Source organism: Bradyrhizobium sp. (assembly GCF_027451485.1).
Classification (GTDB): Bacteria; Pseudomonadota; Alphaproteobacteria; order Rhizobiales; family Xanthobacteraceae; genus Bradyrhizobium.
Map to the genome: position 1 here is coordinate 1 of NZ_DAIDJE010000004.1, position 24,758 is coordinate 24,758.

19 protein-coding genes are annotated in these 24,758 nt (G+C 61.7%); 11 read left to right on the top strand and 8 right to left on the bottom strand.

What is annotated here, in order from left to right; translation table 11 throughout:
- Window positions 1–1,783 (top strand): glutamine--fructose-6-phosphate transaminase (isomerizing) (glmS, locus tag NEZ08_RS00455; RefSeq protein ID WP_298101859.1); only part of this gene is annotated, 1,783 nt, incomplete at its 5' end.
- Window positions 1,784–1,890: 107 nt separating this feature from the next.
- A complete protein-coding gene (locus NEZ08_RS00460) occupies window positions 1,891–2,664 on the top strand; it encodes a DUF502 domain-containing protein (RefSeq protein WP_298101863.1) in 774 nt (257 codons plus the stop codon).
- 1 nt (window position 2,665) lies between these two features.
- Here NEZ08_RS00460 and recG read toward each other — a convergent pair whose 3' ends face one another.
- Complete coding sequence (gene recG, locus NEZ08_RS00465) at window positions 2,666–4,765, bottom strand: ATP-dependent DNA helicase RecG (protein ID WP_298101866.1); 2,100 nt, start codon at window positions 4,763–4,765, stop codon at window positions 2,666–2,668.
- Between the two features lie 146 nt (window positions 4,766–4,911).
- On the opposite strand from recG, the gene NEZ08_RS00470 reads away from it, so the two are divergent.
- Both NEZ08_RS00470 and mfd read left to right on the top strand, forming a co-directional pair.
- The gene (locus tag NEZ08_RS00470) at window positions 4,912–5,202 is read left to right on the top strand and encodes a succinate dehydrogenase assembly factor 2 (protein WP_298101869.1); all 291 of its coding nucleotides are present in this window, start codon (window positions 4,912–4,914) and stop codon (window positions 5,200–5,202) included.
- Window positions 5,199–8,717: a transcription-repair coupling factor gene (gene mfd / locus NEZ08_RS00475; protein WP_298101873.1), complete on the top strand. Its 3,519-nt coding sequence runs from the start codon at window positions 5,199–5,201 to the stop codon at window positions 8,715–8,717. The genes NEZ08_RS00470 and mfd overlap by 4 nt, the downstream gene beginning before the upstream one ends.
- A gap of 5 nt (window positions 8,718–8,722) precedes the next feature.
- Here mfd and NEZ08_RS00480 read toward each other — a convergent pair whose 3' ends face one another.
- The 3 genes from NEZ08_RS00480 to NEZ08_RS00490 form a co-directional block, all read right to left on the bottom strand.
- Window positions 8,723–9,955 carry a GGDEF domain-containing protein gene (locus NEZ08_RS00480; RefSeq protein WP_298101876.1) on the bottom strand — a complete coding sequence of 411 codons (1,233 nt, stop codon included), beginning with the start codon at window positions 9,953–9,955 and terminating at the stop codon, window positions 8,723–8,725.
- A gap of 91 nt (window positions 9,956–10,046) precedes the next feature.
- Window positions 10,047–11,552 carry a class I adenylate-forming enzyme family protein gene (locus tag NEZ08_RS00485; RefSeq protein WP_298101879.1) on the bottom strand — a complete coding sequence of 502 codons (1,506 nt, stop codon included), beginning with the start codon at window positions 11,550–11,552 and terminating at the stop codon, window positions 10,047–10,049.
- A gap of 39 nt (window positions 11,553–11,591) precedes the next feature.
- Entirely contained in the window at window positions 11,592–13,304 is a 1,713-nt protein-coding gene (locus NEZ08_RS00490; protein WP_298101882.1) for an extracellular solute-binding protein, read from the bottom strand.
- 369 nt (window positions 13,305–13,673) lie between these two features.
- Between NEZ08_RS00490 and NEZ08_RS00495 the strand changes: the two genes are divergently transcribed.
- Window positions 13,674–14,456, top strand: coding sequence for an invasion associated locus B family protein (locus tag NEZ08_RS00495; RefSeq protein WP_298101885.1), 783 nt, complete (start codon window positions 13,674–13,676; stop codon window positions 14,454–14,456).
- 112 nt (window positions 14,457–14,568) lie between these two features.
- Here the strand turns inward: NEZ08_RS00495 and hspQ are convergent, their stop codons facing one another.
- Window positions 14,569–14,901, bottom strand: a complete 333-nt coding sequence (gene hspQ / locus NEZ08_RS00500) for a heat shock protein HspQ (RefSeq protein WP_298101889.1) — start codon at window positions 14,899–14,901, stop codon at window positions 14,569–14,571.
- Between the two features lie 240 nt (window positions 14,902–15,141).
- Between hspQ and NEZ08_RS00505 the strand changes: the two genes are divergently transcribed.
- Complete coding sequence (locus tag NEZ08_RS00505; protein WP_298101892.1) at window positions 15,142–16,095, top strand: AEC family transporter; 954 nt, start codon at window positions 15,142–15,144, stop codon at window positions 16,093–16,095.
- Here the strand turns inward: NEZ08_RS00505 and NEZ08_RS00510 are convergent.
- Window positions 16,064–17,296, bottom strand: a complete 1,233-nt coding sequence (locus tag NEZ08_RS00510) for a UbiH/UbiF family hydroxylase (protein WP_298101959.1) — start codon at window positions 17,294–17,296, stop codon at window positions 16,064–16,066. The genes NEZ08_RS00505 and NEZ08_RS00510 overlap by 32 nt on opposite strands.
- Window positions 17,297–17,426: 130 nt before the next feature.
- On the opposite strand from NEZ08_RS00510, the gene pcsA reads away from it, so the two are divergent.
- From pcsA to NEZ08_RS00525, 3 genes are all read left to right on the top strand, one after another.
- Window positions 17,427–18,161 carry a phosphatidylcholine synthase gene (pcsA, locus tag NEZ08_RS00515; RefSeq protein WP_298101895.1) on the top strand — a complete coding sequence of 245 codons (735 nt, stop codon included), beginning with the start codon at window positions 17,427–17,429 and terminating at the stop codon, window positions 18,159–18,161.
- Window positions 18,158–18,886, top strand: a complete 729-nt coding sequence (locus tag NEZ08_RS00520; protein WP_298101899.1) for a TerC family protein — start codon at window positions 18,158–18,160, stop codon at window positions 18,884–18,886. Before pcsA ends, NEZ08_RS00520 begins: the two co-directional genes overlap by 4 nt.
- A 93-nt stretch (window positions 18,887–18,979) precedes the next feature.
- Complete coding sequence (locus NEZ08_RS00525; protein WP_298101902.1) at window positions 18,980–19,957, top strand: quinone oxidoreductase; 978 nt, start codon at window positions 18,980–18,982, stop codon at window positions 19,955–19,957.
- 2 nt (window positions 19,958–19,959) lie between these two features.
- On the opposite strand, the gene NEZ08_RS00530 is transcribed toward NEZ08_RS00525, so the two are convergent.
- Window positions 19,960–21,156: an acetylornithine transaminase gene (locus NEZ08_RS00530; RefSeq protein ID WP_298101905.1), complete on the bottom strand. Its 1,197-nt coding sequence runs from the start codon at window positions 21,154–21,156 to the stop codon at window positions 19,960–19,962.
- A 237-nt stretch (window positions 21,157–21,393) separates the two neighbouring features.
- Complete coding sequence (gene rimO / locus NEZ08_RS00535; protein WP_298101907.1) at window positions 21,394–22,719, bottom strand: 30S ribosomal protein S12 methylthiotransferase RimO; 1,326 nt, start codon at window positions 22,717–22,719, stop codon at window positions 21,394–21,396.
- Window positions 22,720–22,995: 276 nt separating this feature from the next.
- Here rimO and NEZ08_RS00540 point away from each other — a divergent pair, with 276 nt between their 5' ends.
- Together NEZ08_RS00540 and NEZ08_RS00545 are read left to right on the top strand one after the other, a co-directional pair.
- Entirely contained in the window at window positions 22,996–23,586 is a 591-nt protein-coding gene (locus NEZ08_RS00540) for an ANTAR domain-containing response regulator (RefSeq protein ID WP_298101909.1), read from the top strand.
- Complete coding sequence (locus NEZ08_RS00545) at window positions 23,583–24,749, top strand: CmpA/NrtA family ABC transporter substrate-binding protein (protein WP_298101911.1); 1,167 nt, start codon at window positions 23,583–23,585, stop codon at window positions 24,747–24,749. Before NEZ08_RS00540 ends, NEZ08_RS00545 begins: the two co-directional genes overlap by 4 nt.
- Window positions 24,750–24,758: the final 9 nt, after the last annotated feature.

A 24,758-nucleotide genomic window follows, 5' to 3' on the forward strand; every position in this document is an offset into this window, starting at 1 on the left:
GCAATTGGTGGATTCGCTCAGGCGTCTCGAATATCGTGGCTATGATTCAGCCGGGGTCGCGACGCTGGAGGGCGATCACCTCGAGCGCCGCCGCGCCGAAGGCAAGCTCAAGAACCTCGATGCGCGCTTGCGGGAGGCGCCGCTTAAGGGCCACACAGGCATCGGCCATACACGCTGGGCCACCCACGGCAAGCCGACCGAGAGCAATGCCCATCCCCACGCCACCGAGAACGTCGCCGTGGTTCACAACGGCATTATCGAGAATTTCCGCGAACTGCGGCAAAGCCTCCAAAAGCAGGGCGCGAATTTTGCCAGCGAAACCGACACCGAAGTCGTCGCCCATCTGGTCAACTCATACCTTCTGAAAGGCGCGTCGCCGCAGGAAGCGGTGAGGGCGACGCTGCCGCAGCTTCGCGGCGCGTTTGCGCTTGCCTTCGTCTTCCGCCGCCATGATGATCTGCTGATCGGTGCGCGGCGCGGCTCGCCGCTCGCGATCGGCTACGGCAAGGGCGAGATGTATCTCGGCTCGGACGCCATTGCGCTGGCGCCTCTCACCGACACGATCAGCTATCTCGAGGACGGCGATTGGGCTGTGCTCACGCGAGAGGCTGCCGTCGTCTACGACGCCCTGAACGAACGCGTCCATCGCGAGGTTCTGAAGTCAGGGGCCTCCTCGTTCCTGGTCGACAAGGCCAATTTTCGCCATTTCATGGCCAAGGAAATTCACGAGCAGCCGGAAGTGGTCGGGCACACGCTGGCGCGGTACGTCGATATGGCGACCGAGCGGGTTTCGCTGCCGCTGAACCTGCCGTTTGAGTTCAAGGATATTCAGCGCATTTCCATTACCGCCTGCGGTACCGCAAGCTATGCTGGCTTCATCGCCAAATACTGGTTCGAGCGGCTGGCGCGGATACCGGTCGAGCTCGACGTCGCCTCGGAATTTCGCTATCGCGAGCCGCCGCTCTTCAAGAACGATCTTGCGATTTTCATTTCGCAGTCGGGCGAGACCGCCGACACCCTGGCTGCCCTGCGTTATGCGAAGTCGCAAGGCTTGCACACGCTCTCGGTTGTCAACGTGCCGACCTCGACGATCGCGCGGGAAAGCGAAACCGTGCTGCCGACCCTCGCAGGTCCCGAGATCGGCGTCGCGTCGACCAAGGCCTTCACTTGTCAGCTGATGGTGCTGGCGGCGCTGTCGATTGCAGCGGCGAAAGCCCGTGGTGCCCTGTCCGATACAGACGAAACCAGGCTCGTTCACGGCCTCATCGAAATTCCGCGCCTGATGGCGGCCGCGCTGGCAACGGAGCCGCAGGTCGAAAAGCTCGCGCGAGAGATCTCGAAATCCAGGGACGTGCTCTACCTCGGCCGCGGCACCAGCTATCCGCTGGCACTGGAAGGAGCGCTGAAACTCAAGGAAATTTCCTACATCCATGCCGAAGGCTACGCCGCCGGTGAACTCAAGCATGGCCCGATCGCCTTGATCGACGAGAAGATGCCGGTCGTGGTGATCGCGCCTCACGACCAGGTGTTCGAGAAGACGGTCTCCAACATGCAGGAAGTGGCCGCGCGCGGCGGCCAGATCATCCTGATGACGGACGCCAGGGGAGCGGCGGAAGCGACCATCGAGTCGCTCGTAACCATCGTGCTGCCGGATATGGGGGCAATTTTCGCCTCGATGGTCTATGCCATTCCGGTGCAACTGTTGGCCTATCATACCGCCGTGGTCATGGGCACGGACGTCGACCAGCCGCGAAATCTCGCCAAATCGGTAACCGTCGAATAACGCGTTTCCGCGTTGTTCCTGCGTTAACGGCCTCAGGGTCTTCAAAACTCTGCTAGGATGCCTAGCTGGCATGCTAGGAGTGCCGCTGCATCTGCCTGGAACCCCTTATGAACCGCGACGATCTGCCTCCGCCTGAGCTCCCGGCTGAACCAGCGCCGGAGGTCCACAGCGGCTTTGTGGCCCGAATACGCAACTACTTCCTCACGGGTCTGATCGTCGCCGGCCCGATCGCAATCACCTTTTACCTGACGTGGTGGTTTGTCACCTGGGTCGACGGTCTTGTGCGGCCCTTTGTTCCCATCGCCTATCGGCCGGAAACGTATTTGCCGTTCGGCCTGCCGGGTTCAGGGCTTGTCGTCGCGGTGTTCGCGCTGACGCTGCTCGGCTTTCTCACCGCCAACCTGATCGGGCGCTCGCTTGTCGATCTGAGCGAACGGCTTCTCGGCCGAATTCCTGCGGTGCGCGCGATTTACCGCGCGATGAAGCAGGTATTCGAGACGCTGTTCTCGGGCAAGGGATCGAGCTTTCGGCGTGTCGGCCTGGTCGAATTTCCCTCGCCCGGCATGTGGTCGATCGTCCTGATCTCACAGCCGCCGAGCGAAGAGATTGCGGAGAGCATTCCCGGCAAGGAAGAGCACATTTCGGTGTTCCTGCCGTGCGCGCCGAACCCGACCACCGGGTTCTTCTTTTACGTGCCGAAGAGCAAGGTTGTTGAAGTCGACATGAGCGCGGAAGACGCCGCAACCCTCATCATGTCGTGCGGCGTGGTGCAGCCGGGTTCGGACTCGCAAAGGAAGGTGGCGGCGCTCGCCGGAATGGCGCAGGCTGCACAGGCGGCCAATGCCGCCGCGCGGCTGCCGGAGCCGGTGAAGGCGGATTGACTTACCCCGCGCCCATCAACGGCAGCGCTTCGCCGCGCTCAAAGAGGTAGAGCAGACAGCGGAGCGCCTCGCCGCGCGATCCCGTCAGCTTGGGATTTTCCTTCATGATGCGCAGCGCTTCGTCGCGAGCCTGCGCGATAAGCTGGCCGTGGACGTCCGATCGAGCGATACGATAGCCGGGCAGGCCGCTTTGCCGGATCCCGAGGACATCGCCTTCGCCGCGCAGTCGCAGATCCTCCTCCGCGATACGAAAGCCGTCGGTGGTCTCGCGTATCACGGTCAGCCGCGCCTTCGACATCTCGCTGAGCGGCTCGCGATAGAGCAGCAGGCAGGTCGAGGCCTCCGAGCCGCGACCGATCCGTCCGCGCAGCTGATGCAATTGGGCAAGCCCGAAACGTTCGGCGTTCTCGATAACCATGATCGTCGCCTCGGGCACGTCGACGCCGACTTCAACGACCGTCGTTGCCACCAGCAGGCTGATCTCGCCGGCGGCAAACTGCGCCATGGTGTGGTCCTTGTCGGTTCCACGCATTTTGCCGTGGACGAGACCGGCCTTTTCACCAAAACGCTCTCTCAGGCTGGCGAACCGCCCGTCGGCATCGGTCAAGGCGACGGACTCGGACTCTTCCACCAGCGGCACGATCCAATAGACGCGTTTGCCCCTGTCGACCGCCCGCCCAACCGCATCAATCACCTCGGCGAGCCGGCTCATCGGCACGGCCCGGGTGTCGATCGGCTGCCGCCCGGCCGGCTTTTCGCGTAATTCTGAAACGTCCATGTCGCCAAAATAGGTCAAGACCAGCGTGCGGGGGATCGGCGTCGCGCTCAACACCAGCACGTCGACCGCCTCGCCCTTGGCTGTGAGCGCAAGCCGTTCGCGCACACCGAACCGATGCTGTTCGTCCACAACCGCAAGCGCAAGAGACTTGAAGGTCACATCGTCCTGGATGAGAGCATGGGTGCCGACCAGAAAATCGATTTCGCCGGCCTCGAGCCGCCTCAGGATGTCGCGACGTTCCTTGCCTTTTTCGCGTCCGGTGAGGATCGCAACCCTCAGCCCGGCGGGTTCGGCGAGGGAGGTAATGGTCTTGATGTGCTGCCGCGCCAGAATTTCCGTCGGCGCCATCAGTGCGGCCTGCTTGCCGACTTCGGCGGCGGCTGCGGCTGCGAGCAGTGCAACCGCCGTCTTCCCGGAGCCGACGTCGCCTTGCAACAGCCGCAGCATGCGGACGGGTTGGCGCAGATCGTCAGCGATGGCTGCTGCTGCCTCTCGCTGCGAGGAGGTGAGCGCATAGGGCAGCGCGTCGATGATTTTCCGCCGCAAGTGGCCATCGCCGGCATGACGGTTGCCGGCAGGACGCCGCAGCTGCGCGCGCACCAACGCGAGCGCCAACTGACCGGCGAGCAGTTCATCGAAGGCCAGCCGCGACCAGAATGGTCCATCCGGCAGGATATCGGTCAGCTCGATCGGAATGTGGACGCGGTTCAACGCCTCCTTTATCGATGGGAACCCGCAGCGCCGGATAACTTCAGGACTGATCCATTCCGGCAGATCGGGCAGCTTTTGCAGTGCGTGTCCGATTGCCCGTCGCAGGGAGCCAAGCGCCAGTCCTTCCGTCAAAGGGTAGACCGGATCGATCCCGGACAGCTTCGCAAAGCCGGCCTCATCGACGACGCGGTCGGGATGCACGATCTGTGGCACGCCGTCGAACATCTGCAAGGTGCCGGAGACGTAACGCTTGGCGCCGATCGGAAGCAGTTTCTGGATGTAATCGGCCTTGGCGCGGAAATAGGTCAGGATGACGTCGCCGGTATCGTCGCTGGCATACACAAGATAGGGCGCTCGCGCATTGCGGGGCGGCGAGGGCCGATGGCCATCGATCGTGACCTCCAGTGTGACCACGGTTCCCGGCACGGCATCGCGAATTTTCGGCCGGGCGCGGCGATCGATCACGCTTGACGGCAGATGCAGCAATAGGTCGAGGAGCCGCGGCGTCTCATCGCGTCCGAGCAGGTAACGAAACAGCTTGTCCTGCTTCGGACCGACCCCGGGAAGGCTCGTGACCGACGCAAACAAGGGATTGAGCACAGCAGGGCGCATCGAAGCTCAAAGCGATTGGCGGATCAAATGGGCATGGCTGGTACCGTTGATAATCGCGAATGAGATGGGCTGACAACGGGCATTCGGGTCGCTATATCAACGCCGCCCGGCACGTCCGGGCTTTTGGCGTTGATTGGAATTGAAGAATGACGGGCATGACACGATCGAGCGGTGGTCTCGATGACCGCCGCAAGCGGCTTTTATTTCGCTGCTGGCATCGCGGCACCCGTGAGATGGATCTCATCCTCGGCCGCTTTGCCGAAACGGCTATCGCGAGCCTCACGGATGATGAACTCGCTGAGCTCGAGCACCTGATTGAGGTCCCCGACCCGGACCTTTATGCCGCCCTCTCAGGCGATATCGCTATGGGTTCGCGGTATAGCGGGCCGCTGTTCGACCGGATCAAGGCGTTCCGCCCGGGAGAGCAGGGCGAATGAAACAACCAGGCCAATCCCCGGCGCAATCGCTTATTCCCGGCCGCGCGATAACCTTCGCCAACGTTGCCGAGGGCGCCGAAGGTCTCATTCTGTCGGACCTTGCCCGTGCGGTTGCCGCACGGCCCAAGGGGCCAGCCGTCAGCATTGCAGTGGTCTGCCGCGACGGTCCGCGGATGCAGCAACTTGCCCGCGCCCTGTCGTTTTTCGCGCCGGACTTATCCGTGCTGCATTTTCCGGCCTGGGACTGCCAACCTTATGACCGGGTATCGCCGCATGGCGGCATCCAGTCCCAGCGGATGACGACGCTTGCGCAACTCTCGCGCCTCGTCGGCAGCGAAAAGCCGCTGATCGTGCTGACGACGGTCAATGCCATCGTGCAAAGGGTCCCAGCCCGCGAATTGGTTGCGGCGCAAGCGCTCTCGGTGGCGCCCGGCCACGTCGTGCCGATGGATTCCATCGTCGCCTGGCTGGAGCACAATGGCTACAGCCGCTCGTCCACCGTCCGTGAACCCGGCGAATACGCCGTGCGCGGCGGTATTCTCGATCTGTTTCCGGCGGGGCTCGATCAGCCGGTGCGCTTTGATTTCTTCGGCGACAGTCTGGAATCGATCCGCAGCTTCGATGCCGAAACCCAGCGGACGCTGCTCGACATGCGTTCGCTCGATCTGGTGCCGATTTCTGAATTCCAACTGACCACCGAAACCATCCGGCGCTTTCGCATGGGTTATGTTGCGGCCTTTGGTGCGCCAGAACGTGACGATCAGCTCTACGAAGCCGTCAGCGAAGGCCGCCGCCATCCCGGCATGGAACATTGGCTGCCGCTGTTCCAGGAGCGCATGGATACGCTGTTTGATTATCTCGGCGATGCCCCGATTGCGATCGAGCCGCAGAGTGAAGATGCAACAACCGAGCGTTTCAAGCAGATTGCCGACTATTACGATGCCCGGCGCGAAGCGCTCGAACATCCCGGCGGCGGCGCAATTTATAAGCCCTTGCCGCCGGATCGGCTCTATCTGACCGAAGACGAATGGAAGAAGCGGTTGCAAGAGGCAGCCATGGCCCGGCTTACGCCGTTCGCTGTACCCGAAGGCAGTGCCGACACACTCGATGCCGGTGCGCGGCAGGGGCGAAATTTTGCGCCCGAACGCAATGACAGTGCCGTGAACGTATTCGAAGCGATCGTCGCACACGTCCAGGCTTTGCAGGCCGAACGCAAGAAGGTTGTCATCGCGCTTTGGAGCGAAGGCTCGCGCGATCGCATGGAGAGCATGCTGCGCGATCACAAGCTGCTCAACCTGACCAGCGTCAATACCTGGCGTGCTGTCCAGGCCACCCCGCGCAACCAGACCATGCTGGCGGTTGTCGGCATGGAAGCCGGGTTCGAGACCGACCAGGTCGCGGTCATCACCGAGCAGGACATCCTGGGCGACCGTCTGGTGCGGCCGCGCAAGGCGAGCCGAAAGCTTGACAACTTCATCTCGGAAGTCACGAGCCTTGCGACCGGCGATATCGTCGTCCATGTCGAGCACGGGATCGGACGCTTTGTCGGGTTACAGACGCTCGACGTCGCGGGCGCGCCGCACGACTGTCTTGAACTGCACTATGCCGCCGATACCAAGCTGTTCCTCCCGGTCGAGAACATCGAACTGCTGTCGCGATATGGTTCCGACAGTGCCAGCGTGGAGCTCGACCGGCTTGGAGGCAGCGGCTGGCAGGCCCGAAAAGCGAAGCTGAAGAGCCGCATCCGCGAGATAGCCGGCGAATTGATCAAGATCGCTGCGGAACGACATTTGCATGAGGCGCCGAAACTGCCGGTGCAGCCCCGCGTCTACGACGAATTCTGCGCGCGCTTTCCCTATGAAGAGACCGAAGACCAGCTCAACGCGATCAATGCGACGCTGAAGGACCTCGAAATTGGCCGACCCATGGACCGGCTGATCTGCGGCGATGTCGGATTCGGCAAGACCGAAGTGGCCTTGCGGGCGGCGTTTGCGACCGCGCTTGACGGCAAGCAGGTCGCCGTCGTCGTGCCGACGACGCTGCTGGCGCGCCAGCACGCGAAGACGTTTACCGAGCGCTTCCGCGGCTTTCCGGTAAAGGTCGCGCAGGCCTCGCGCCTGATCGCTGCCAAGGAATTGACGCAGGTCAAGAAGGGACTTGCTGACGGTTCGATCGACATTGTGGTCGGAACGCACGCATTGCTCGGCAAATCGATCAAGTTCCGCGACCTCGGACTGCTTATCGTCGACGAGGAACAGCACTTCGGTGTCAGCCACAAGGAGCGGCTGAAACAACTGCGTGCCGAAGTTCACGTGCTTACGCTGAGTGCGACGCCGATCCCGCGCACCCTGCAACTCGCGCTCACCGGCGTCCGTGAACTCTCGATCATTGCTTCGCCGCCAGTTGATCGCCTGGCGGTTCGCACCTTCGTGGCGCCGCACGATCCGCTGATGATCCGTGAAGCACTGCTGCGCGAGCGCTATCGCGGCGGCCAGGCATTCTATGTCGTGCCGCGTATCGAAGACCTGGCCGGCGTGAAGGAATTTCTGGACAAGAACGTGCCGGAGATGAAGGTCGCTGTCGCGCATGGCCAGATGCCGCCGTCTGTGATCGAAGACATCATGTCGGCGTTCTACGACGGCAAGTACGACATCCTGCTTTCGACGACGATCGTCGAATCCGGCCTCGACATTCCGAATGCCAATACGCTGATTGTCCATCGCGCCGACATGTTCGGTCTCGCCCAGCTCTATCAGTTGCGGGGCCGGGTGGGACGCTCAAAGCTGCGCGCCTATGCGCTCTTCACGCTGCCGGCACAGCAGAAGATCACCCCGCAAGCCGAGCGGCGGCTGAAGGTGCTGCAATCGCTTGAGACGTTGGGGGCGGGCTTCCAGCTTGCGTCGCACGATCTCGATATCCGCGGCGCTGGCAATCTGCTCGGCGAAGAACAGTCCGGCCATATCAAGGAAGTCGGCTTCGAGCTCTACCAGTCGATGCTGGAAGAGGCGATCGTGAATCTCAAGGCTGGCGTGGTCGAGCCCGCGGCGGACCGCTGGTCGCCGCAAATCACCATCGGCATGCCGGTGTTGATCCCGGAAGATTATGTTGCGGACCTGTCGGTTCGCCTGTCGCTGTATCGTCGGCTTGCCGATCTCGAGACCGACGAGGAGATCGAGAATTTCGCCGCCGAGTTGCGTGATCGCTTTGGTGTATTGCCGGACGAGGTGCGCTATCTCTTCAAGGTCGCGGCGATCAAAAACTACTGCCGCAGGGCCAACGTCGAGAAGGTCGATGCCGGACCAAAAGGCGCAGTGATCACCTTCAGGGATAATAAGTTCGCCCAACCCGACCGTCTGGTGCTCTTCATTCGTCAGCATGGACAGGCCGCGCGGGTGCGGCCAGACATGAAAGTGGTGTTCTTCCAGGAATGGGAAACGGCCGAGCAACGCCTTGCAGGCACCACGGAAATCCTGCGCCAACTCGCCAACCTTGCCGAAGATCGCAAGGCTGCCTGAGGGCTTCAAGACGCTACGCGACGGCCTTCCTCGTTGAGGCGGGCAAGCAGCGATTGCGCGGTGTCGTAAGGCTCGAGCGCCGCGATCGAAACGGCGGGTTCATTGCGCCGCCTGGCCTTGGCTTCATAGGCCGTATGCCGCATGACGCTGCAAAGACGGCGCGCGATCATCTGCGCGGTCGGCAAATCGGTCTCGGTAAGCACGACCAGCGCGGATCCGTCGTCGTACAGCGTTCCAAAATCCATCTGCCGCATCAGCCGGCTGAGAAGCCGTGCGCCATCGAACTGCGCCCGTGAATTGGCGGGGTCGAACGCAAAGCGTGCGATCGACATTCCGCTGCCGTTCGCGAGCGTCTGGCGGACGGCGGTTGCAAAATCACGATCAAAAGCCTCCGTCGTCAACAATCCCGTCAGAGGATCAAGCAGCCCGCCGGCATCGAGCGAGCGCAGCGTCCGGCTCAAATGAGCTTCAAAGGCCCGCTGGCGGATCAGGGGCAAGGCATTGGCCGCGATATAGACGGGATCACCGCTGATGACTTCCAGGTTCGGCAAATCATAGGCGGGCACGAGGTTGGAAGGAGTTACCACGATCGGCAAATTGCGAAACCGCGGATCTTCACTAAGGACCGTGAGGAAGGCATCGACCACCCGATCCGTAAATCCTTCTCCGAGCACAACGCCATCGATATCGCGCGTGTTGAGATGCTTGGCCGCGGCCTCGATGCTGAGCGCTCCGACAACGCCCATCCGCTCGCCGAGCGCCACCGAAAGCGCGGGATAGCCGCCGCCGCGTCCGACCAGGAGCACCGTTGCATCCCGCACCGGATCGATCTCGGCGATTGCCGCCTTCACGGGCTGATCGTTGAGCCGACGCAGGACGGTCCCGTGCAGGGTTCTCACCCTGAGCGCGGCGCGTAAACGCGGGATCAGGCGATCCCATTTGCCTCGGCCAGACGAAAACGGAAGGGCATTTTCGGGCAGCGCAATCTTCGGATTGATCGCCAGCAACGGCAGATAAGGCTGAACGGCGTTGATCTGTTCGGCCAGCGCGTCCAGCCTGCCGTCGGCGCTTTCGGTCGGAGCGGCAATAACGACAGTGGGATGCAACTGCATGACCGCGCCCGTTGCGTCGGACCAACCTGTCTCGATCACTGGAAACATCGCCTCGCCGAGCGCCGCCGCAAAGGCCGGCGGCTCGTCATCAGACACGATGAGGATCAGGCCTTGCTGCTGGGACATCTCAAATTTCGGATCAATGCGATGCGCTTGGTGGCGCGATCCTAGTTTGGCGGGCTTAACGTCTTGTCAACGAAACGATCGGGTCGGATCCTCAGCCGATGATCGTGCGATCCCGAAAGGCTTCCGCCATCAGCGGGTTAAGGCCGAGTTGGTTCAGAGCCTCACGGCCCCGCGCATTGTCCTGGGCGCGCCCGGCCAGACGGTATCCGCAAAGACGATCGGGGAGTGCTGTGAGCAAGGCTCCCTGTCCGAGCCGCTTTGCCCATTCCTGGAGGTCCTGCGACAGGAAACGGTAGCCACCTACGGCGACGATGCCTGAGGGCGGGGAGGTGATGCAGAGTGCGCCGGATGATCGGTCGAGCCGGGCCGCATAACCCGTATCGGCGTAGTCAGGTGGGGGGGGCGGGGCCGTCAAGGAACCCATCGGCGGGGTTGGCGGCGCATAGGCGGCGACTGTCACCATAGGTCCCCGCAAGGCCAGCGTGCCCTTCGGCGTCAGCAGGGTTTCGCCAGCGATCGAGGTGCCGGGGATATCCCGCGGTGCACCATGCGGACCCGGCATGATCGGGACCGGCATGCCGTCCGCGGTGCGCCGCGCACCGAACAGGCCAACCTCCCCGAACAGATAGACGTCCGTGAACCTCGCCTGTTCCGCCGTCCATTGCGCGCTGGAGGCGATCTGTTCCGGCATACGCCACAGCCCAATGACGTGACGCAGCGACGGCACGCGCGCGGTCATGTCGACCTCGTTGAGCCGCAGCGCCATTGGCGCCGGCGCGACCAGGGTGTCGCAGGCCTCCGCGTTGATTTGCCGGCCCAGCGCTTCTCCGTCAAAGGGGTGATGCAGAGCGAGCGTTCCGCCCGACAAAAGCCAGAGCAGAAGCGACGCGGTCAAACCTGCGAAGGAAGCGGGTGCAAATGCCGACATCACCCGCGCCCCCTGAGGCATCCGGCTTTCCAGGAATACGGCAAGCCCGCCGGCGATCAGGTTGAGATGGGTCCGTGGCACCGCGCGAAGTCCGTCAGCCGTCACATCGAAAGAGATCAGCGCTGCCTTGCGCCCGTCCTGCACCACAATGCGGTCGGTTGACGATTCGCTGGTCATGGCAAGGTCGAGAGAGGCCATTCCTTCCGGCAGATCCTCGCCGAAACCGCAGACGTGACGGATCGAGAAGGCCTCCGCCGCCGCGTTCATCGCGAGGTCCGCGTGACTGACGCCGTCGATCTTCGACATTGTCACTATCGCTCTCGCGCCGGTACGGTTGAGCGCTGCGGTCAGTTCCGCCTGCCGCCACAGCTGCGGCAGCAGCGCCACGATCAATCCGGCACGATGGGCTGCCAGCAGGGTGAGCATGAACTCGACGGTATTGGGCAGTTGAACCCCGATCACCGCGTTGATGGGCAGGCCAGCCTCGACGAAATGCGCCGCCAAGGCCGAGATCGCCCGGTCAGCCTGGGCGAAGGTCAGGCGCCGCGGCGCGTGCCCGGTGATCCGGGACTTGTTGATCGGATCAACCAGCGCAAGCGCATCCGGCTGGCGGGCCAAGATCCGCTGGAACAGCCCGTCGAGCGTCGGCGATACGTTGCTGGTCGGCATCACGGAAATTGGCTCGCCTGCGAATCGTTTGACTCGAGACTACTTCGGTTGCTGCGGTCGATACCACCAGGTTTCCGGAAGATAACCGGTCAAAGCTGTGGTTTGTGGACGTTCTATCCGATTCCAGCGCGCGATCCATTGCTCGCGGATGTTAAAAACCGGGATGGCGTAAAAGCCGGACATCAGGACGCGATCGAGCGCACGCACAGCGGAGACGAAGACGCTGTGATCGCGCGCCGCCAGCATGTCATTGATGATGGTGTCGATGGCCGGATCCTTGGCGCCCATGTAGTTGCGCGTACCCGGCGTATCGGCGGCCTCGCTACCCCAGTAGAAGAACTGTTCGTTGCCGGGTGACAGCGACTGATCGAGGCGGTTCTGGATCATGTCGAAATCAAAGCCTTGTCGCCGCTGATCGAACTGCACGGGATCGACCGCCCGAACCCTGGCTTCGATGCCCGCGCGCTTGAGATCGCGTGAAAAAGCAAGCGCAATCCGCTCCTGGTCGCGCGTGCTCACCAAAATCTCGAAACTGAGCGGCGTTCCGCTGCCGCGCTGGCGGAGCACGGCGCCGTCGAGTTCGTAGCCGGCTTGCGACAGCAAATTCAGCGCCCGTCGTAAGCCGGCGCGATCGCGGCCCGAACCGTCGGTAACGGGCAGGCGGTAGCTGCCGTCGAGAATGTTTGGCGCGACGTGCGAAGCGAACGGCTTCAAAAATTCCAGTTCGCTCGTGTCTGCCGCGTGACCATAGGCCGAAAGCTCGGAGCCAGGGAAGTAACCTGCCGAGCGGCCATAGAGGCCGAAGAAATAGTTGCGGTTGATCCACTCGAAATCGAACAGCAGCGTCAGCGCCTGACGGACGCGAATGTCCGCAAAAACCCGCCGGCGCGTGTTGAAAACCAGGAACTGGGAGGGCTGAGGCGTACCGGGCGTGATCGTGTCCCTCAGTACCTGACCGTTGCGCGCGGCCGGAAAATCGTACGCCTCGTGCCAGCGCAGCGGTTCGGTCTCGACGCGGAAATCGTACAGGCCGCGTTTGAAGGCTTCGAAATAACCGTTGGCCTCGCGATAGTAATCGAGCCTGACCTCGTCGAAATTCCAGAGTCCGCGGTTGACCGGCAGGTCGCGCCCCCAATAGTCGGGGTTCCGCGTCAACATGACGCTCACGCCTGGATTTACTGCAGTGACCCGGTATGGCCCCGAACCGATCGGAGCCGCCATCGACGTCGCCTCGAAGGTTGCGGGATCGACGGCATGGCGCGGCAGGATCGGCATCAGAGCGAGGATCAAGGGCAGTTCACGGTCCTGCGCACTGCCGAAATCGAACGTGACAGTGAGCGGGTCCGGTGCCTCCGCCTTTGCTACTTTTGAATAATACTGCCGATAGTTGGGGCGACCCTTGTCGCGCAGCAACCCCCAGGAGAACAGCACGTCATCCGCGGTTACCGGTTGTCCGTCGGAGAAGCGGGCGTGCGGATCGAGGCGGAAGGTGACGTAGCGCCTTTCCTCATCGGTCTCGATGCTGCGGGCGAGTAGTCCGTATAACGTGAAGGCCTCGTCGTCACCTCGCGCCATCAGGCTTTCGACCACGTATCCCCTGATCTGATGGACCGGCAATCCTTTCACGATCAGCGGATTGAGACTGTCGAAGGTGCCGAGAATGCCCTGTACCAGCCGTCCGCCTTTGGGGGCATCAGCCCTCGCATAAGGCATGTGAGTAAAGGTCGGCGGCAGCGCTGGCGCACCGTGCATGGCAATCGCGTAGCTCTCACTCGCAAGAGCCCTGTGGTGATCGGTCAGAGGAGCGAAAAGGAGCAGGCCGACTACTACCGCTGCGATACGGCCGCCGACCGGAACCCGCCATTGCGCCCATCGATTTGATTCGATCTGCTTCACGATCAAGCTGTAGCACGGGCCCCGGTCCGGCACGGACACACGCCGTAATGTGCCCCGTCGGCATTGATCTTTTCGTCCGCCTCTGTATGAAGACGTCCAATTGACCAATCGGGCAGGGCTGGTCACGCATCCGCCTCAATTGGCAAGGAGACAGCCGCCAAGATGGCCGGGTTTTCAGTGCCTAGAGCGGTTTTCGGCGCTTCCGTTCAGAAAGGGTTTTCTGCAATGAATTTCCGTATGTTGGCCGCGCCAGTCTGGCCGCGTAAGCGCGCTTTCGCCGTGATGGTGGCGACCGCGTTGGGGGCCACCTTCCTTGCGTCCGGCGTCTCGGCCCAGGCACCGGCGCCTACGGCTGCGCCGAAGGCCAAGTCGAGGGCGCCCAAGGCGGCGCCGGCTCCCGCACCGTCGGCGCAGCCTGCAGCACCTGCCGCGCCCTCTGCCCAGCCCCCGGCCGACCAGCAGGTCCAGTTGATCTACGCCCCGTGGACGAAGTTCTGTCTTAAGGGGCAGGACGCCAACGCCAAGCAGGTTTGCTTCACTGGCAAGGACGGCCGCATCGAGTCCGGCCAGCCGGTAATCGCCGCGGTCGTGATCGAACCGGAAGGTGAGCCGAAGAAGATACTTCGTGTTACGCTGCCGCTTGGCATGCTGCTCGTCCATGGCACACGAATCATCATCGACAACAATCCGCCCGCGCAGAGTCCCTTCGTGGTCTGCTTCCAGAACGGCTGCATGTCGGACTATGACGTGACGCCGGAAATGCTGAATCAGATGAAGAAGGGCCAGAACCTCGTCGTTCAGGCAATCTCGTCCAACAATCAGCCGATCACGCTGCCGCTGCCCCTTGGCGATTTCGCCAAGGCCTATGACGGCCCCCCGACCGATCCGAAGCAGTTTGAGGAAAATCAGAAGAAGCTTCAGGAAGAACTGCAGAAGCGTGCGGAGGAAGCCCGCAAGAAGCTTGAACAGAGCGGCCAGGCTCCGGGTGCGCCGCAGGCTGCGAAGTAAGTCACCTCGCATAGTCGAGAAAAAAGGCGCTTCGCGAAAGAAGCGCCTTTTTTATCGGCCATGTCCTGGCCGAACCAACGACAAGGCCGGAGCTAAAGTCAGATCCGCACAGCTAATTGAGAGAGGGGTTACGCGGCCGGTAGCCGCCCGATTTGTCCTTCACGAAAATCTCAGCCACCTGCGAATGGCGGATCGGCTGGCCGGAATCGTCGGGTAAAAGATTCTGTTCCGAGACGTAGGCCACGTACTCGGACTCGGAGTTTTCGGCCAGCAGATGATAGAACGGCTGATCCTTGTGCGGACGGACCTCTTCCGGAATCGACAACCACCACTCCTCGGTATTGTTGAATTCGGGATCGATGTCGAAAATCACGCCACGGAAGGAAAATATCCGGTGGCGGACGATCTGCCCGATCTGGAACTTGGCGGTGCGCGTTTTGATCATAGCTCGTCGAATAGACCATGATTGCCGCCGATGCTAGTGGCTAGTGGTGGGGGCTGGATTTCCATTTGCCGCTTGCGACAAGCTACCAAGCGAACGTTCAAATCCAAAACTCCACTAGAAACCTATATTTGCTGGCAGTCCTTCAATTCCGATATCCGTGATGCGAGGGGCCGTTAGCGGTGAATTAACGTTAGCCGGCCGCCGCCAGATCGGTGCCAACAACGACGAAACTGCGCCGGAATGGCCGACGTTCTCAACCTTGCGCTTCCTTATTTCAGCCTGATCTTCATCGGCTTCGCCTGCGGCAGGTTCCGCCCCTTGCCGGAGCAGGGTCTGACGTGGATGAACTTCTTCCTGCTTTACGTTTCGCTGCCGGCCCTGCTTTTCGGGATCACGTCAAGAACCCCTTTTGAAGAGCTCAACAATCCGCCATTTCTGATCGCCACGACCTGCGGTACAGCGCTGGCGTTCTTCCTCGCGATGGCCGCTGGGCGGGTAGCGGGAGGGTTATCGTTCCGAGACGCCACGTTGGCCGGGCTCTCCGGCGGCTATGGCAACATCGGCTACATGGGACCGGGACTCGCCTTGGCGGTGCTTGGTGCAAAAGCTTCGGCGCCGACGGCACTGATCTTTTGCTGTGACAGTATTTTTCTGTTTTCGGTGGTGCCGTTTCTGATCGCCCTTACGGATCATAGCGACCATCATTGGCTGCATGCGCTGGGCCTGTTGATCAAACAAATCGCGCTAAATCCGCTGATCGTATCGGCATGCGCGGGCGCGCTCGCTGCCGCCGTTCATTTTCATCCGCCGGTGGCGATCGACAACACGTTGTCGTTCCTGCAAAACGCCGCGGCGCCGACGGCGCTGTTCGTGCTCGGGGTGACCGTCGCGCTGCGTCCGTTCGGTCGCATTCCCTGGGAGGTGCCCGCGGTGGTCGCGGTGAAACTTCTCATACACCCGCTGATCGTCTTCGCGCTAATGCTGCTGCTTGGTCCGTTTCCGAACTCGTGGGCTGCGACGGCTGTCCTGATGGCATCGCTTCCGCCGGCACTGAACGTCTTTGTGATCGCGCGGCAGAACGATGCCTGGATCGAACCGGCCTCCGTCGCTGTCATGGTCGGCACTTTCGCCTCGGTGGTCACGCTGACGACAGCGATGTGGCTTATTCAGAGCGGCCGGCTGGCGTTTCCCTAGCGCCGCGGGCGGCTTGCGAAGCTCGCCATGACGGTGCCAGCCCCTCGCGCATGGCCAGTCGCCGCAGCGGCCCGAACGAGCCGATTAGATGCAATCCGCCGGCGCGCAACGATTGCACCGGCAGAAAAGCGCTGAGGAGAGAGCGGTTGGCAAGATCAATGGCAAGCGTTCGGCTCACGACGTCGGGGCGCCGCGCGGACGCGTAGCGGCCAAGGACCCCGCCCGAGCCGGGATCTTCTCCCGCGGCGAGTGCCTCCCGTACGATATGGGCGATATCGGCCGCATCGCGCAGCCCCATGTTGAGGCCTTGCGCGCCGATCGGGGGCACCACATGGGCGGCTTCGCCGACAAGTGCGACACGCGCTTTTGCAAAACTGAGGGGCTGTTCGATCACAAGCGGAAACCGGCTCCGGCCGGGCTCAACGCACATCCGTCCCAGGATCGAATGTGAGCGTGCCTCGGCCGCTTCCGATAAACCCTCATCGCTCAGCGCCATCAATTGATCGACTTCCCCTGGCTCGGATACCCACACCACGCTGGATCGGTCGCCGGGCAGCGGCACAAAGACGCACGGTCCGTGCGTCGTATGAAATTCGGTCGAGATATTGCGATGGGGGCGGGAATGGCCGACGTTGAAGGTCAGCGCAGCCTGACCAAGATCGCGATGCCGGACCTTGATTCCTGCGGCTTCACGGCAAAGCGAGTGTCTGCCGTCGGCGGCCACCACCAGCCGTGCCGACAATGACTTCCCGCTCACGAGCGCAATCGCGACGCTATCTTCCATGCAATGGATCTTGGCGGCCTCGTCATCAAACCGCGTCAAAGCAGATTGAACGGCTGCGCGTTCTTCCAGGGCCGAAACGAGGGTCCGATTTTCGATGTTATAGCCGAAGACATCAAGGCCGATCTCGTCGCAGGAAAACTTGACCTCCGGAGCCCGGATCAGGCGGTCGGTATCGTCGACGAGCCGCATGACCCGCAGTTCGGCCGCTCTCGCCTTGCAAGTCGGCCAAACCTCCAGCCTCTGCAGGAAATCGATTGATCCGCCGAGAAGCGCCGTTGTCCTGTTGTCGGCATATGGCGAGCAGCGGGCAACCAAAGCCGTGTTTGCACCGGACTGAGCAAGCGCAATCGCCGCGGCCAACCCCGCCGGACCGCCGCCGACTACGGCAACGTCAAAGATCGAGGAATTCTCGTTCATACTTACGACATTTGACATTCCCCGCGGTATTTTCAAGCCCGGCGTTTGGTGTGACGTTTCGGAACGCGAGATGTGTGCAAAGCTGGCGATTCCTGATAGCAGTGAACACAAACGGACGCATTTCAGCTAAATGGATCAAGGGACCGAACCTCAGCAATCGGAAGCCAAGCGGGGCCGGCGCATAGCCGCATTTTCCGTGCATGTATTCACTGCATTGGGGGCCGGTGTTGCACTGCTTGCGCTGATGGAAGCGGTTCGCGAACATTGGCCGGCGATGTTCTGGTGGCTCGGCATCGCGCTTGTCATTGATGGTGTGGACGGGCCGATGGCGCGGCGTCTGGATGTTGCGCGCCTTCAGCCGAACTGGTCGGGCGATGTGCTCGATCTCGTGGTCGATTTCGTCACCTACGTTTTCGTTCCGGCCTATGCCATCGCCGCGAGCGGCCTGCTGTGGCCGTTGGCCGCTCCCGTGCTGGGGGTCGGAATTGCGGTCTCGGGGGCGCTCTATTTTGCCGATCGTCGCATGAAATCGGATGACAATCATTTCCGCGGCTTTCCAGGCCTGTGGAACTTGGCTGCGTTCTATCTATTTCTGTTGCGCTGGCCGCCTGCGGCATCGACCCTCGCAGTTGCCGTCCTGATTGCTCTTACCTTCATGCCGTTTCACGTCGTCCATCCCGTCCGCGTCGCTCGCCTGCGGTGGGTGACGCTCAGCCTGGTAGGCGCCGGAATCGCCCTGGTGGTGGTGGCATTGATCGACGATCTTGAACCGGGAATCGCTGTGACATCGGCTCTTTGTGCGATCGGGCTTTACGTGGTCGGCAGCGACAGTGCTATCCGATTGGTGAGGTCGCTCAAGACATGATTGCGCTGATCACCAGCCCGGAAGCCTGGGCCGCTCTCTTTACCCTGACGGCGCTTGAGATTGTTCTCGGCATCGATAACGTCATATTTCTCTCCGTCGTTGTTTCCGGCATTCCGCCCGTACAAGCCAGGCGCGCCCGCCAGATCGGCCTCGCGCTCGCGCTGGTCTTTCGGATTCTGCTGCTGAGCGCTCTCGTATGGCTGATCGGCCTCACCCGCGCCGTGGTCACCGTTCAGGAATTTGCATTTTCCTGGCGCGATATCATCCTGATTGCCGGCGGACTATTCCTGATCGCGAAGGCAACGCACGAAATCCATCAGGAGGTCGAAGCGCGCGATGAAACGCGACCCGCCGCTTCCAGCGGCGCGGCTTTTTTCAAGGTGATCGTGGAGATCATCGTCATCGATGTCGTATTCTCACTAGATTCGATCATTACCGCGATCGGCATGGCGCAAGATCTTTCGATCATGGTCGTGGCCGTCGTGATTGCCTGTGTGGTTATGTATGCCGCCTCGGGGCCGGTCGGCCGATTCGTCGCGGCGCATCCGACTACCAAAATGCTGGCGCTGGCGTTTCTGGTTCTGATCGGGGTTGCGCTGGTGGCCGACGGATTCAAATTTCACATTCCGCGCGGCTACATCTACTTCGCGATTGCGTTTTCAACGGCCGTGGAATTCTTCAATGTACTGGCGCGGCGCAACCGCAGCAAAGGGGCGGGCCATTAGCCGGCTGCGGAGGGTGCGCAGAGTTGACAATGAGACGTCAATGTCATTCGCTTGAGCGGAGCGAGGACCCGATGGGAGATGGGAGTAAGGGTGATGACGAAGGCCGTGCGGGTGCACAAGGTTGGCGGTCCGGAGGTCCTCGTCTATGAGGATACGGAAGTGCCCGCGCCGGGACCCGGCGAGGTCCGTATCCGCCAGCATGCGGTCGGCCTGAATTTCATCGATACTTACTACCGCTCCGGTCTCTACAAGGCGCCGGGCCTGCCCTTCATCATCGGCAACGAAGCGGCGGGCGAGGTCGTGTCGGTAGGCCCCGGGGTGACTCATTTCCATCCCGGCGATCGCGTCGCCTATTACGTGAATCTCGGCGCCTATGCCGGGGAACGCAACATCCCCTGGGAGCGACTGGTCAAGCTGCCCGATCACATCACCTACGAGCAGGGTGCGGTGCTGATGCTGAAGGGGCTGACGGTCTGGTACCTGCTGCACAAGACTTTCAAGGTCGAACCGCATCATCGCGTGTTGATCCATGCCGCCGCCGGTGGCATCGGGCTGCTCGCCTGCCAATGGGCGAGGGCGCTCGGCGCGCACGTCATCGGCACCGTAGGTTCCAAGGCCAAGGCGGATCTGGCGCTCGCCAATGGCTGCGATCATGTCATCCTCTATAACGAGGAGGATTTCGTCGCGCGGGTCAAACAGATCAGCCGCAACGAACTCTGTGACGTGGTCTACGACGGTGTCGGCAAATCGACCTTTCCGGGTTCGTTGTCGTGCCTCAAACCGCGCGGCCTGTTTGTGAGCTTCGGCAACGCCTCGGGACCGGTGCCGCCGTTCGCGATCGCCGAACTCAACAATCACGGCTCCCTGTTTGCGACCCGGCCCAAACTCAACGACTATATCGGCAAGCGTTCCGAACTGCTCGAAGGCGCCGACACGCTGTTTGCCGCCGTTATCAACGGCAAACTGCACGTGCCGATCAATCATGCCTACGCGCTCAAGGATGCCGCCAAGGCCCATGCCGATCTCGAGAGCCGATCAACCACCGGCGCATCGATCCTCAAGCCGTATTGAGCTCAGGCCACCCGGCGCGCAACGCCGGCTTTGGCCAGCACGGCATCGAGACAGTCGACCATCAGATCAATCTGTTGGCGGGTGACATTGAGTGCCGGCATGAACCGCAAGGTGTCGTGACGGGGTGCGTTCAGGAGGACGCCAGCGTCCAATGCCGCGGCCACGATTGACGGCGCGATCGGAATCCGCAAATCGAGCGCGAGCAGCAATCCCCGGCCGCGTACCTCGCCGAGACCGTGGCGCGCCGAGAGGCGTTGAAGTTCGCTCTCGAGGTAAAGCCCGTTCTCCACTACCGCCTTTAAAAAAACCGGCGCAGCGACCTGGTCGATCACCGCCAAACCCGCCGCGCACATCAGCGCATTGCCGCTGAACGTTCCGCCCTGGTCGCCGTGTGCGAAGCAGGAGACAGCCTCGGTGGCGAGCAGCGCAGCCAGCGGTACGCCGCCGCCAATGCCCTTGCCGAGGGTCATGATATCGGGTGCAATCCCCGTGTGCTCATAGTGGAAGAGCCTGCCGGTACGGCCTATTCCGGTCTGGATTTCGTCGAAGATCAGCAAGAGGCCGTGGGCCGAGGTCAGCGCCCGCAGGTCGCGCAGGAATTGATCGCTCGCGGGCCAGACGCCTGCCTCCCCCTGGATCGGTTCGAGCATCACGGCGATACTGCTATCGGTGATCAGTTCTTCCACAGAGGCGAGGTCGTTCCATCTCGCTTTGGGGAAGCCGGAAACCTTGGGCTCGAACAAGGGCTCGAAGGCCTTCTTGCCGGAGGCCGACATGGTTGCCAGCGTCCGGCCGTGAAAGCCTCCTTCGAAGGTGATGATCTCATACGCGCCCTTCTTGTGGAGGGACCCGTACTTGCGCGCGAGCTTGATCGCGCCTTCGTTGGCCTCTGCGCCGGAATTGGCGAAGAACACCCGGTCGAAGCAACTCAAGTCGGTTAGCGCTTCGGCGAGCTTCAGGCTGGCATCGTTGTGGAAGGCGGGGCTTGGCGTGATAAGCCGTTTGGCCTGCGCTGAAATTGCTTCCGCAAGCAGACGCGGGGAGTGGCCGAGGCAGTTCACGGCCCAGCCCTGGATGAAATCGAGATAGCGCTTTCCCGTATCGTCCCAGAGATACGAGCCTTTGCCGCGCACGAAGGCGATCGGCGGGCGGGCGGTGATTTCCATCAGCGCGTCGAACGAAGGCGTGAGCGGGATCATGTCGAACTCTCATTGCGGTTTTTACGGGAAGGGACGGGCCGAAAAGCAAGAAGGCCGCATCCTTTCGGGTGCGGCCTTCTCGAGAACCTGGCTGATTTACTGGATCAGCGTCGTCGTCGGACATGGCGCACCGTCTCATCGTCACGGCGGTGACGACGGCAGCCGGCGCGAGCGATGGTCCGGTTCAACATCATGGGGCGCGCTGATACAGCCGAGCGGCGAGCTCTGTCAAGCGTCTCAAAATCCTGCGGCCGATCCATGCAGGTCGTATTCGTCGGATCGCTCGATCTTTGCGGTGACGATTTCGCCGACTTTCAAGGGCCTGCGGCTCGTGACATAGACCGCACCGTCGATCTCCGGCGCGTCGGCCTTTGAGCGTCCCTTGGCAACGGTCGGACCGACTTCGTCGATGATGACCTGCTGTCGGCTGCCGACCTTGCGCTTCAAACGCCGCGCCGAGATCTTCTGCTGGCGCGCCATGAGCGCATTCCAGCGCTCCTGCTTGACGTCGTCAGGCACAGCTGGGCCAAGCGCGTTCGCGGGCGCGCCAGACACAGGCTCGTATTTGAAGCAGCCCAGACGGTCGATTTCGGCTTCCTCGAGCCAATCGAGCAACTCGGCGAAATCGGCATCGGTCTCGCCAGGAAAACCGACGATAAAGGTGGACCGCAAGGCAAGCTCCGGGCACTCCGCCCGCCAGCTCTTGATACGTGCCAGCGTCTTCTCCTGCGCTGCCGGCCGCTTCATCGCCTTGAGAACGGCCGGGCTTGCGTGCTGGAACGGGATATCGAGATAGGGCAGCACTTTGCCCTCGTTCATGAGGCCGATGACCTCGTCGACATGGGGGTAGGGATAGACATATTGGAGCCGCACCCATACGCCGAATTGGCCGAGCGCCTGGGCCAGATCGAAGAACCTCGCGCGGACCTCTTGGTCCCTCCAGGCGCTTGACGCATATTTGATGTCGACGCCATAGGCTGACGTGTCCTGGGAGATCACCAGCAATTCCTTGACGCCGGCATTGACCAGTCGTTCGGCTTCGCGGAGCACGTCACAGGCGGGTCGCGACACCAGATCTCCACGCAATTTAGGGATGATGCAGAAGGAGCAGCGATTGTTGCAGCCTTCGGAGATTTTGAGATAGGCATAGTGCCGCGGCGTCAGTTTAATGCCTTGCGGCGGCACCAGATCAATGTGCGGATTATGCACCGGCGGCAACGCCCTGTGCACGGCTTCGAGAACGCTTTCATATTGCTGAGGTCCCGAGATTGAGAGCACGTCGGGATAGGCCTTCTCGATCTGATCGGGCTCGGCGCCCATGCAGCCGGTAACGATCACCTTGCCGTTTTCAGCCATCGCATCGCCAATCGCAGAGAGTGATTCCTGCTTGGCGCTGTCGAGAAAACCACAAGTATTAACAATAACGAGATCGGCGCCGTCGTGCTTGCGCGCCAGTTCATAGCCCTCGGCGCGCAGCCGTGTGATGATGCGCTCGGAATCCACCAAGGCTTTGGGGCATCCAAGCGAGACAAAGCTGACTTTAGGCGCGGTGGCCTGCGACATTTTTGGGCTGTCCAGATAAATAATGGGCAGGAGCTAATGCCAATCGTGCTTAAATACAAGGCTTTGAGAGCGGTCGTCTCGACGTGCTATCTATTAGTAGAGTGGATTTGAAGGTTCGCTGTCCCATAGGTGGCGCGTTCGCATTGCGAATGTCAAATCTCAAAGGCCACTGGAAACTCCAGGTTTGCTGGTGGTTCCTGGTTCTGACCGTTGCAGAGCGCCTGCCGGCGCGCCGGACAAGCGTTAGGGTGGGACCACCAGGAATGCAGGAAAGCGATGGGCGGCGAGTCGTCTCCAAAAATTGCGATTGTCGACGAAAGCCCAATCCGCGCCGCTCTTCTCGAAGAGGGATTGCGGGAAGCGGGGTACACCGATGTGGTGCGCATCGGCGAAATGCAGAGCCTGCTGAATCGCATCTACGCGCTCGATCCCGACGTCATCGTCATCGACCTGGAAAATCCAAGTCGTGATGTGCTGGAGCAAATGTTTCAAGTCAGCCGCGCAGTGCGGCGGCCGATTGCGATGTTCGTCGATCAAAGCGACGCCGCCTCGATCCAGGCGTCCGTCGATGCCGGCGTTTCCGCCTATATTGTCGACGGATTAAAGAAGGAGCGCCTGAAGCCGATCCTCGATCTTTGCATCTCGCGTTTCAACGCCTTCGCCAAGCTGCAGAATGAGCTCGACCGCGCCAGGTCTGCGCTGGAAGACCGCAAGGTGATCGACCGAGCCAAGGGAATCCTGATGAAACTGAAGGGGCTGACCGAAGACGAGGCCTATGTGCTGTTGCGGTCAACCGCCATGCGCGAAAAGAAAAAAATCGGCGACATCGCTCAGTCGATCCTGACGGCATCGGAGCTACTCAAGTGACAGCACCACTCCGGATAGGCTTCATTCCCCTGATCGACGCAGCCGGTCTTATCGTCGCGGTCGAGAAGGGGTTTGTGCGGGTCGAGGGGCTTGACGTGCAACTCGTTCGGGAGGTGTCGTGGTCGAACGTTCGCGACAAGCTCAATATCGGCCTGTTCGACGCCGCGCACAGCCTGGCGCCGGTTCCGATCGCTTCAAGTCTTGGAATTGGGCATATCAAGGTGCCGATCGTTGCGCCGCTCACACTCAGTCTCAATGGCAATGCCGTTACTGTATCGCCACCGCTTTACGCCGCGATCGTGCATGAACTTGACGGTGATCGCCTTGATCCAATGGCGACCGCACGGGCGCTCGCCCGCGTCGTCGCCGCGCGCCGCCGCAGCGGAAGCGCGCCGCTGACCTTTGGCATGACTTTTCCGTTTTCGGCGCACAACTATTTGTTGCGCTTCTGGATGGCGGCTGGTCACGTTGATCCTGACGAGGACGTGCGCCTGGTCGTGTTGCCGCCGCCGTTCATGGTTGACAGCATGGCCAGCGGCCAAATCGACGGGTTTTGCGTCGGCGCACCCTGGAACTCGATTGCCGTCGATCGCGGCGTCGGGCGGGTCCTGCATTTCGGCTCGGACATCGTGCAGCGTGCAGCCGAGAAGGTGCTGGCGGTACGGCAGATATGGGCGGACAAAAATCCGCACGTATTGGCGGCCCTGGTTCGTGCCGTCTTCCGCGCCGCCGAATTCGCGGAGGTGCCGGAGAATCGGACTGAGGTCGCGCAGATTCTGGCGCGAGACGAATATATCGGCGTCGATGCCGGCGTGATTTTGCGAACGCTGGAGGGACGACTCAAGGTCGCCTCCGACGGCACGAGCCGCGAAGACAGCCGTTTCATGATGCTGGCAAGGGAAGATGCTTCCGCGCCGGACCCGCTCCAGGCCGCGTGGCTTTATGCGCAAATGGTGCGCTGGAAGCAGACGCCGATGAATCGGGAAGGCTTGAAGAGGGCACAGGCGGTGTTCAGACCTGATCTGTTTGAGGCCGCCCTGGGGCGCGCCAACGCGCAGCAAACGGGATCAAGCGCGATGGGTGCATTTGCCGGGCCGGTCTTCGCCCCCGAGACGATCGAAGCCTATTTCGCAGCCCTAAGTGCCGAACCAGGAAGTCGCTAAGAATCGACC

What these genes read in the sequence shown, in the direction of transcription:
- NEZ08_RS00470 (WP_298101869.1), top strand. Translation starts at nt 4,912, where the DNA reads ATGACGGGCATGACACGATCGAGCGGTGGTCTCGATGACCGCCGCAAG.
- recG (WP_298101866.1), bottom strand. Translation starts at nt 4,765, where the DNA reads ATGCGCCCTGCTGTGCTCAATCCCTTGTTTGCGTCGGTCACGAGCCTT.
- NEZ08_RS00490 (WP_298101882.1), bottom strand. Translation starts at nt 13,304, where the DNA reads ATGCACGGTGCGCCAGCGCTGCCGCCGACCTTTACTCACATGCCTTAT.
- NEZ08_RS00505 (WP_298101892.1), top strand. Translation starts at nt 15,142, where the DNA reads ATGGCCGACGTTCTCAACCTTGCGCTTCCTTATTTCAGCCTGATCTTC.
- NEZ08_RS00530 (WP_298101905.1), bottom strand. Translation starts at nt 21,156, where the DNA reads ATGATCCCGCTCACGCCTTCGTTCGACGCGCTGATGGAAATCACCGCC.
- NEZ08_RS00460 (WP_298101863.1), top strand. Translation starts at nt 1,891, where the DNA reads ATGAACCGCGACGATCTGCCTCCGCCTGAGCTCCCGGCTGAACCAGCG.
- NEZ08_RS00485 (WP_298101879.1), bottom strand. Translation starts at nt 11,552, where the DNA reads ATGCCGACCAGCAACGTATCGCCGACGCTCGACGGGCTGTTCCAGCGG.
- pcsA (WP_298101895.1), top strand. Translation starts at nt 17,427, where the DNA reads ATGGATCAAGGGACCGAACCTCAGCAATCGGAAGCCAAGCGGGGCCGG.
- NEZ08_RS00525 (WP_298101902.1), top strand. Translation starts at nt 18,980, where the DNA reads ATGACGAAGGCCGTGCGGGTGCACAAGGTTGGCGGTCCGGAGGTCCTC.
- NEZ08_RS00510 (WP_298101959.1), bottom strand. Translation starts at nt 17,296, where the DNA reads ATGAACGAGAATTCCTCGATCTTTGACGTTGCCGTAGTCGGCGGCGGT.
- hspQ (WP_298101889.1), bottom strand. Translation starts at nt 14,901, where the DNA reads ATGATCAAAACGCGCACCGCCAAGTTCCAGATCGGGCAGATCGTCCGC.
- NEZ08_RS00495 (WP_298101885.1), top strand. Translation starts at nt 13,674, where the DNA reads ATGAATTTCCGTATGTTGGCCGCGCCAGTCTGGCCGCGTAAGCGCGCT.
- NEZ08_RS00520 (WP_298101899.1), top strand. Translation starts at nt 18,158, where the DNA reads ATGATTGCGCTGATCACCAGCCCGGAAGCCTGGGCCGCTCTCTTTACC.
- mfd (WP_298101873.1), top strand. Translation starts at nt 5,199, where the DNA reads ATGAAACAACCAGGCCAATCCCCGGCGCAATCGCTTATTCCCGGCCGC.
- NEZ08_RS00540 (WP_298101909.1), top strand. Translation starts at nt 22,996, where the DNA reads ATGGGCGGCGAGTCGTCTCCAAAAATTGCGATTGTCGACGAAAGCCCA.
- NEZ08_RS00480 (WP_298101876.1), bottom strand. Translation starts at nt 9,955, where the DNA reads ATGTCCCAGCAGCAAGGCCTGATCCTCATCGTGTCTGATGACGAGCCG.
- rimO (WP_298101907.1), bottom strand. Translation starts at nt 22,719, where the DNA reads ATGTCGCAGGCCACCGCGCCTAAAGTCAGCTTTGTCTCGCTTGGATGC.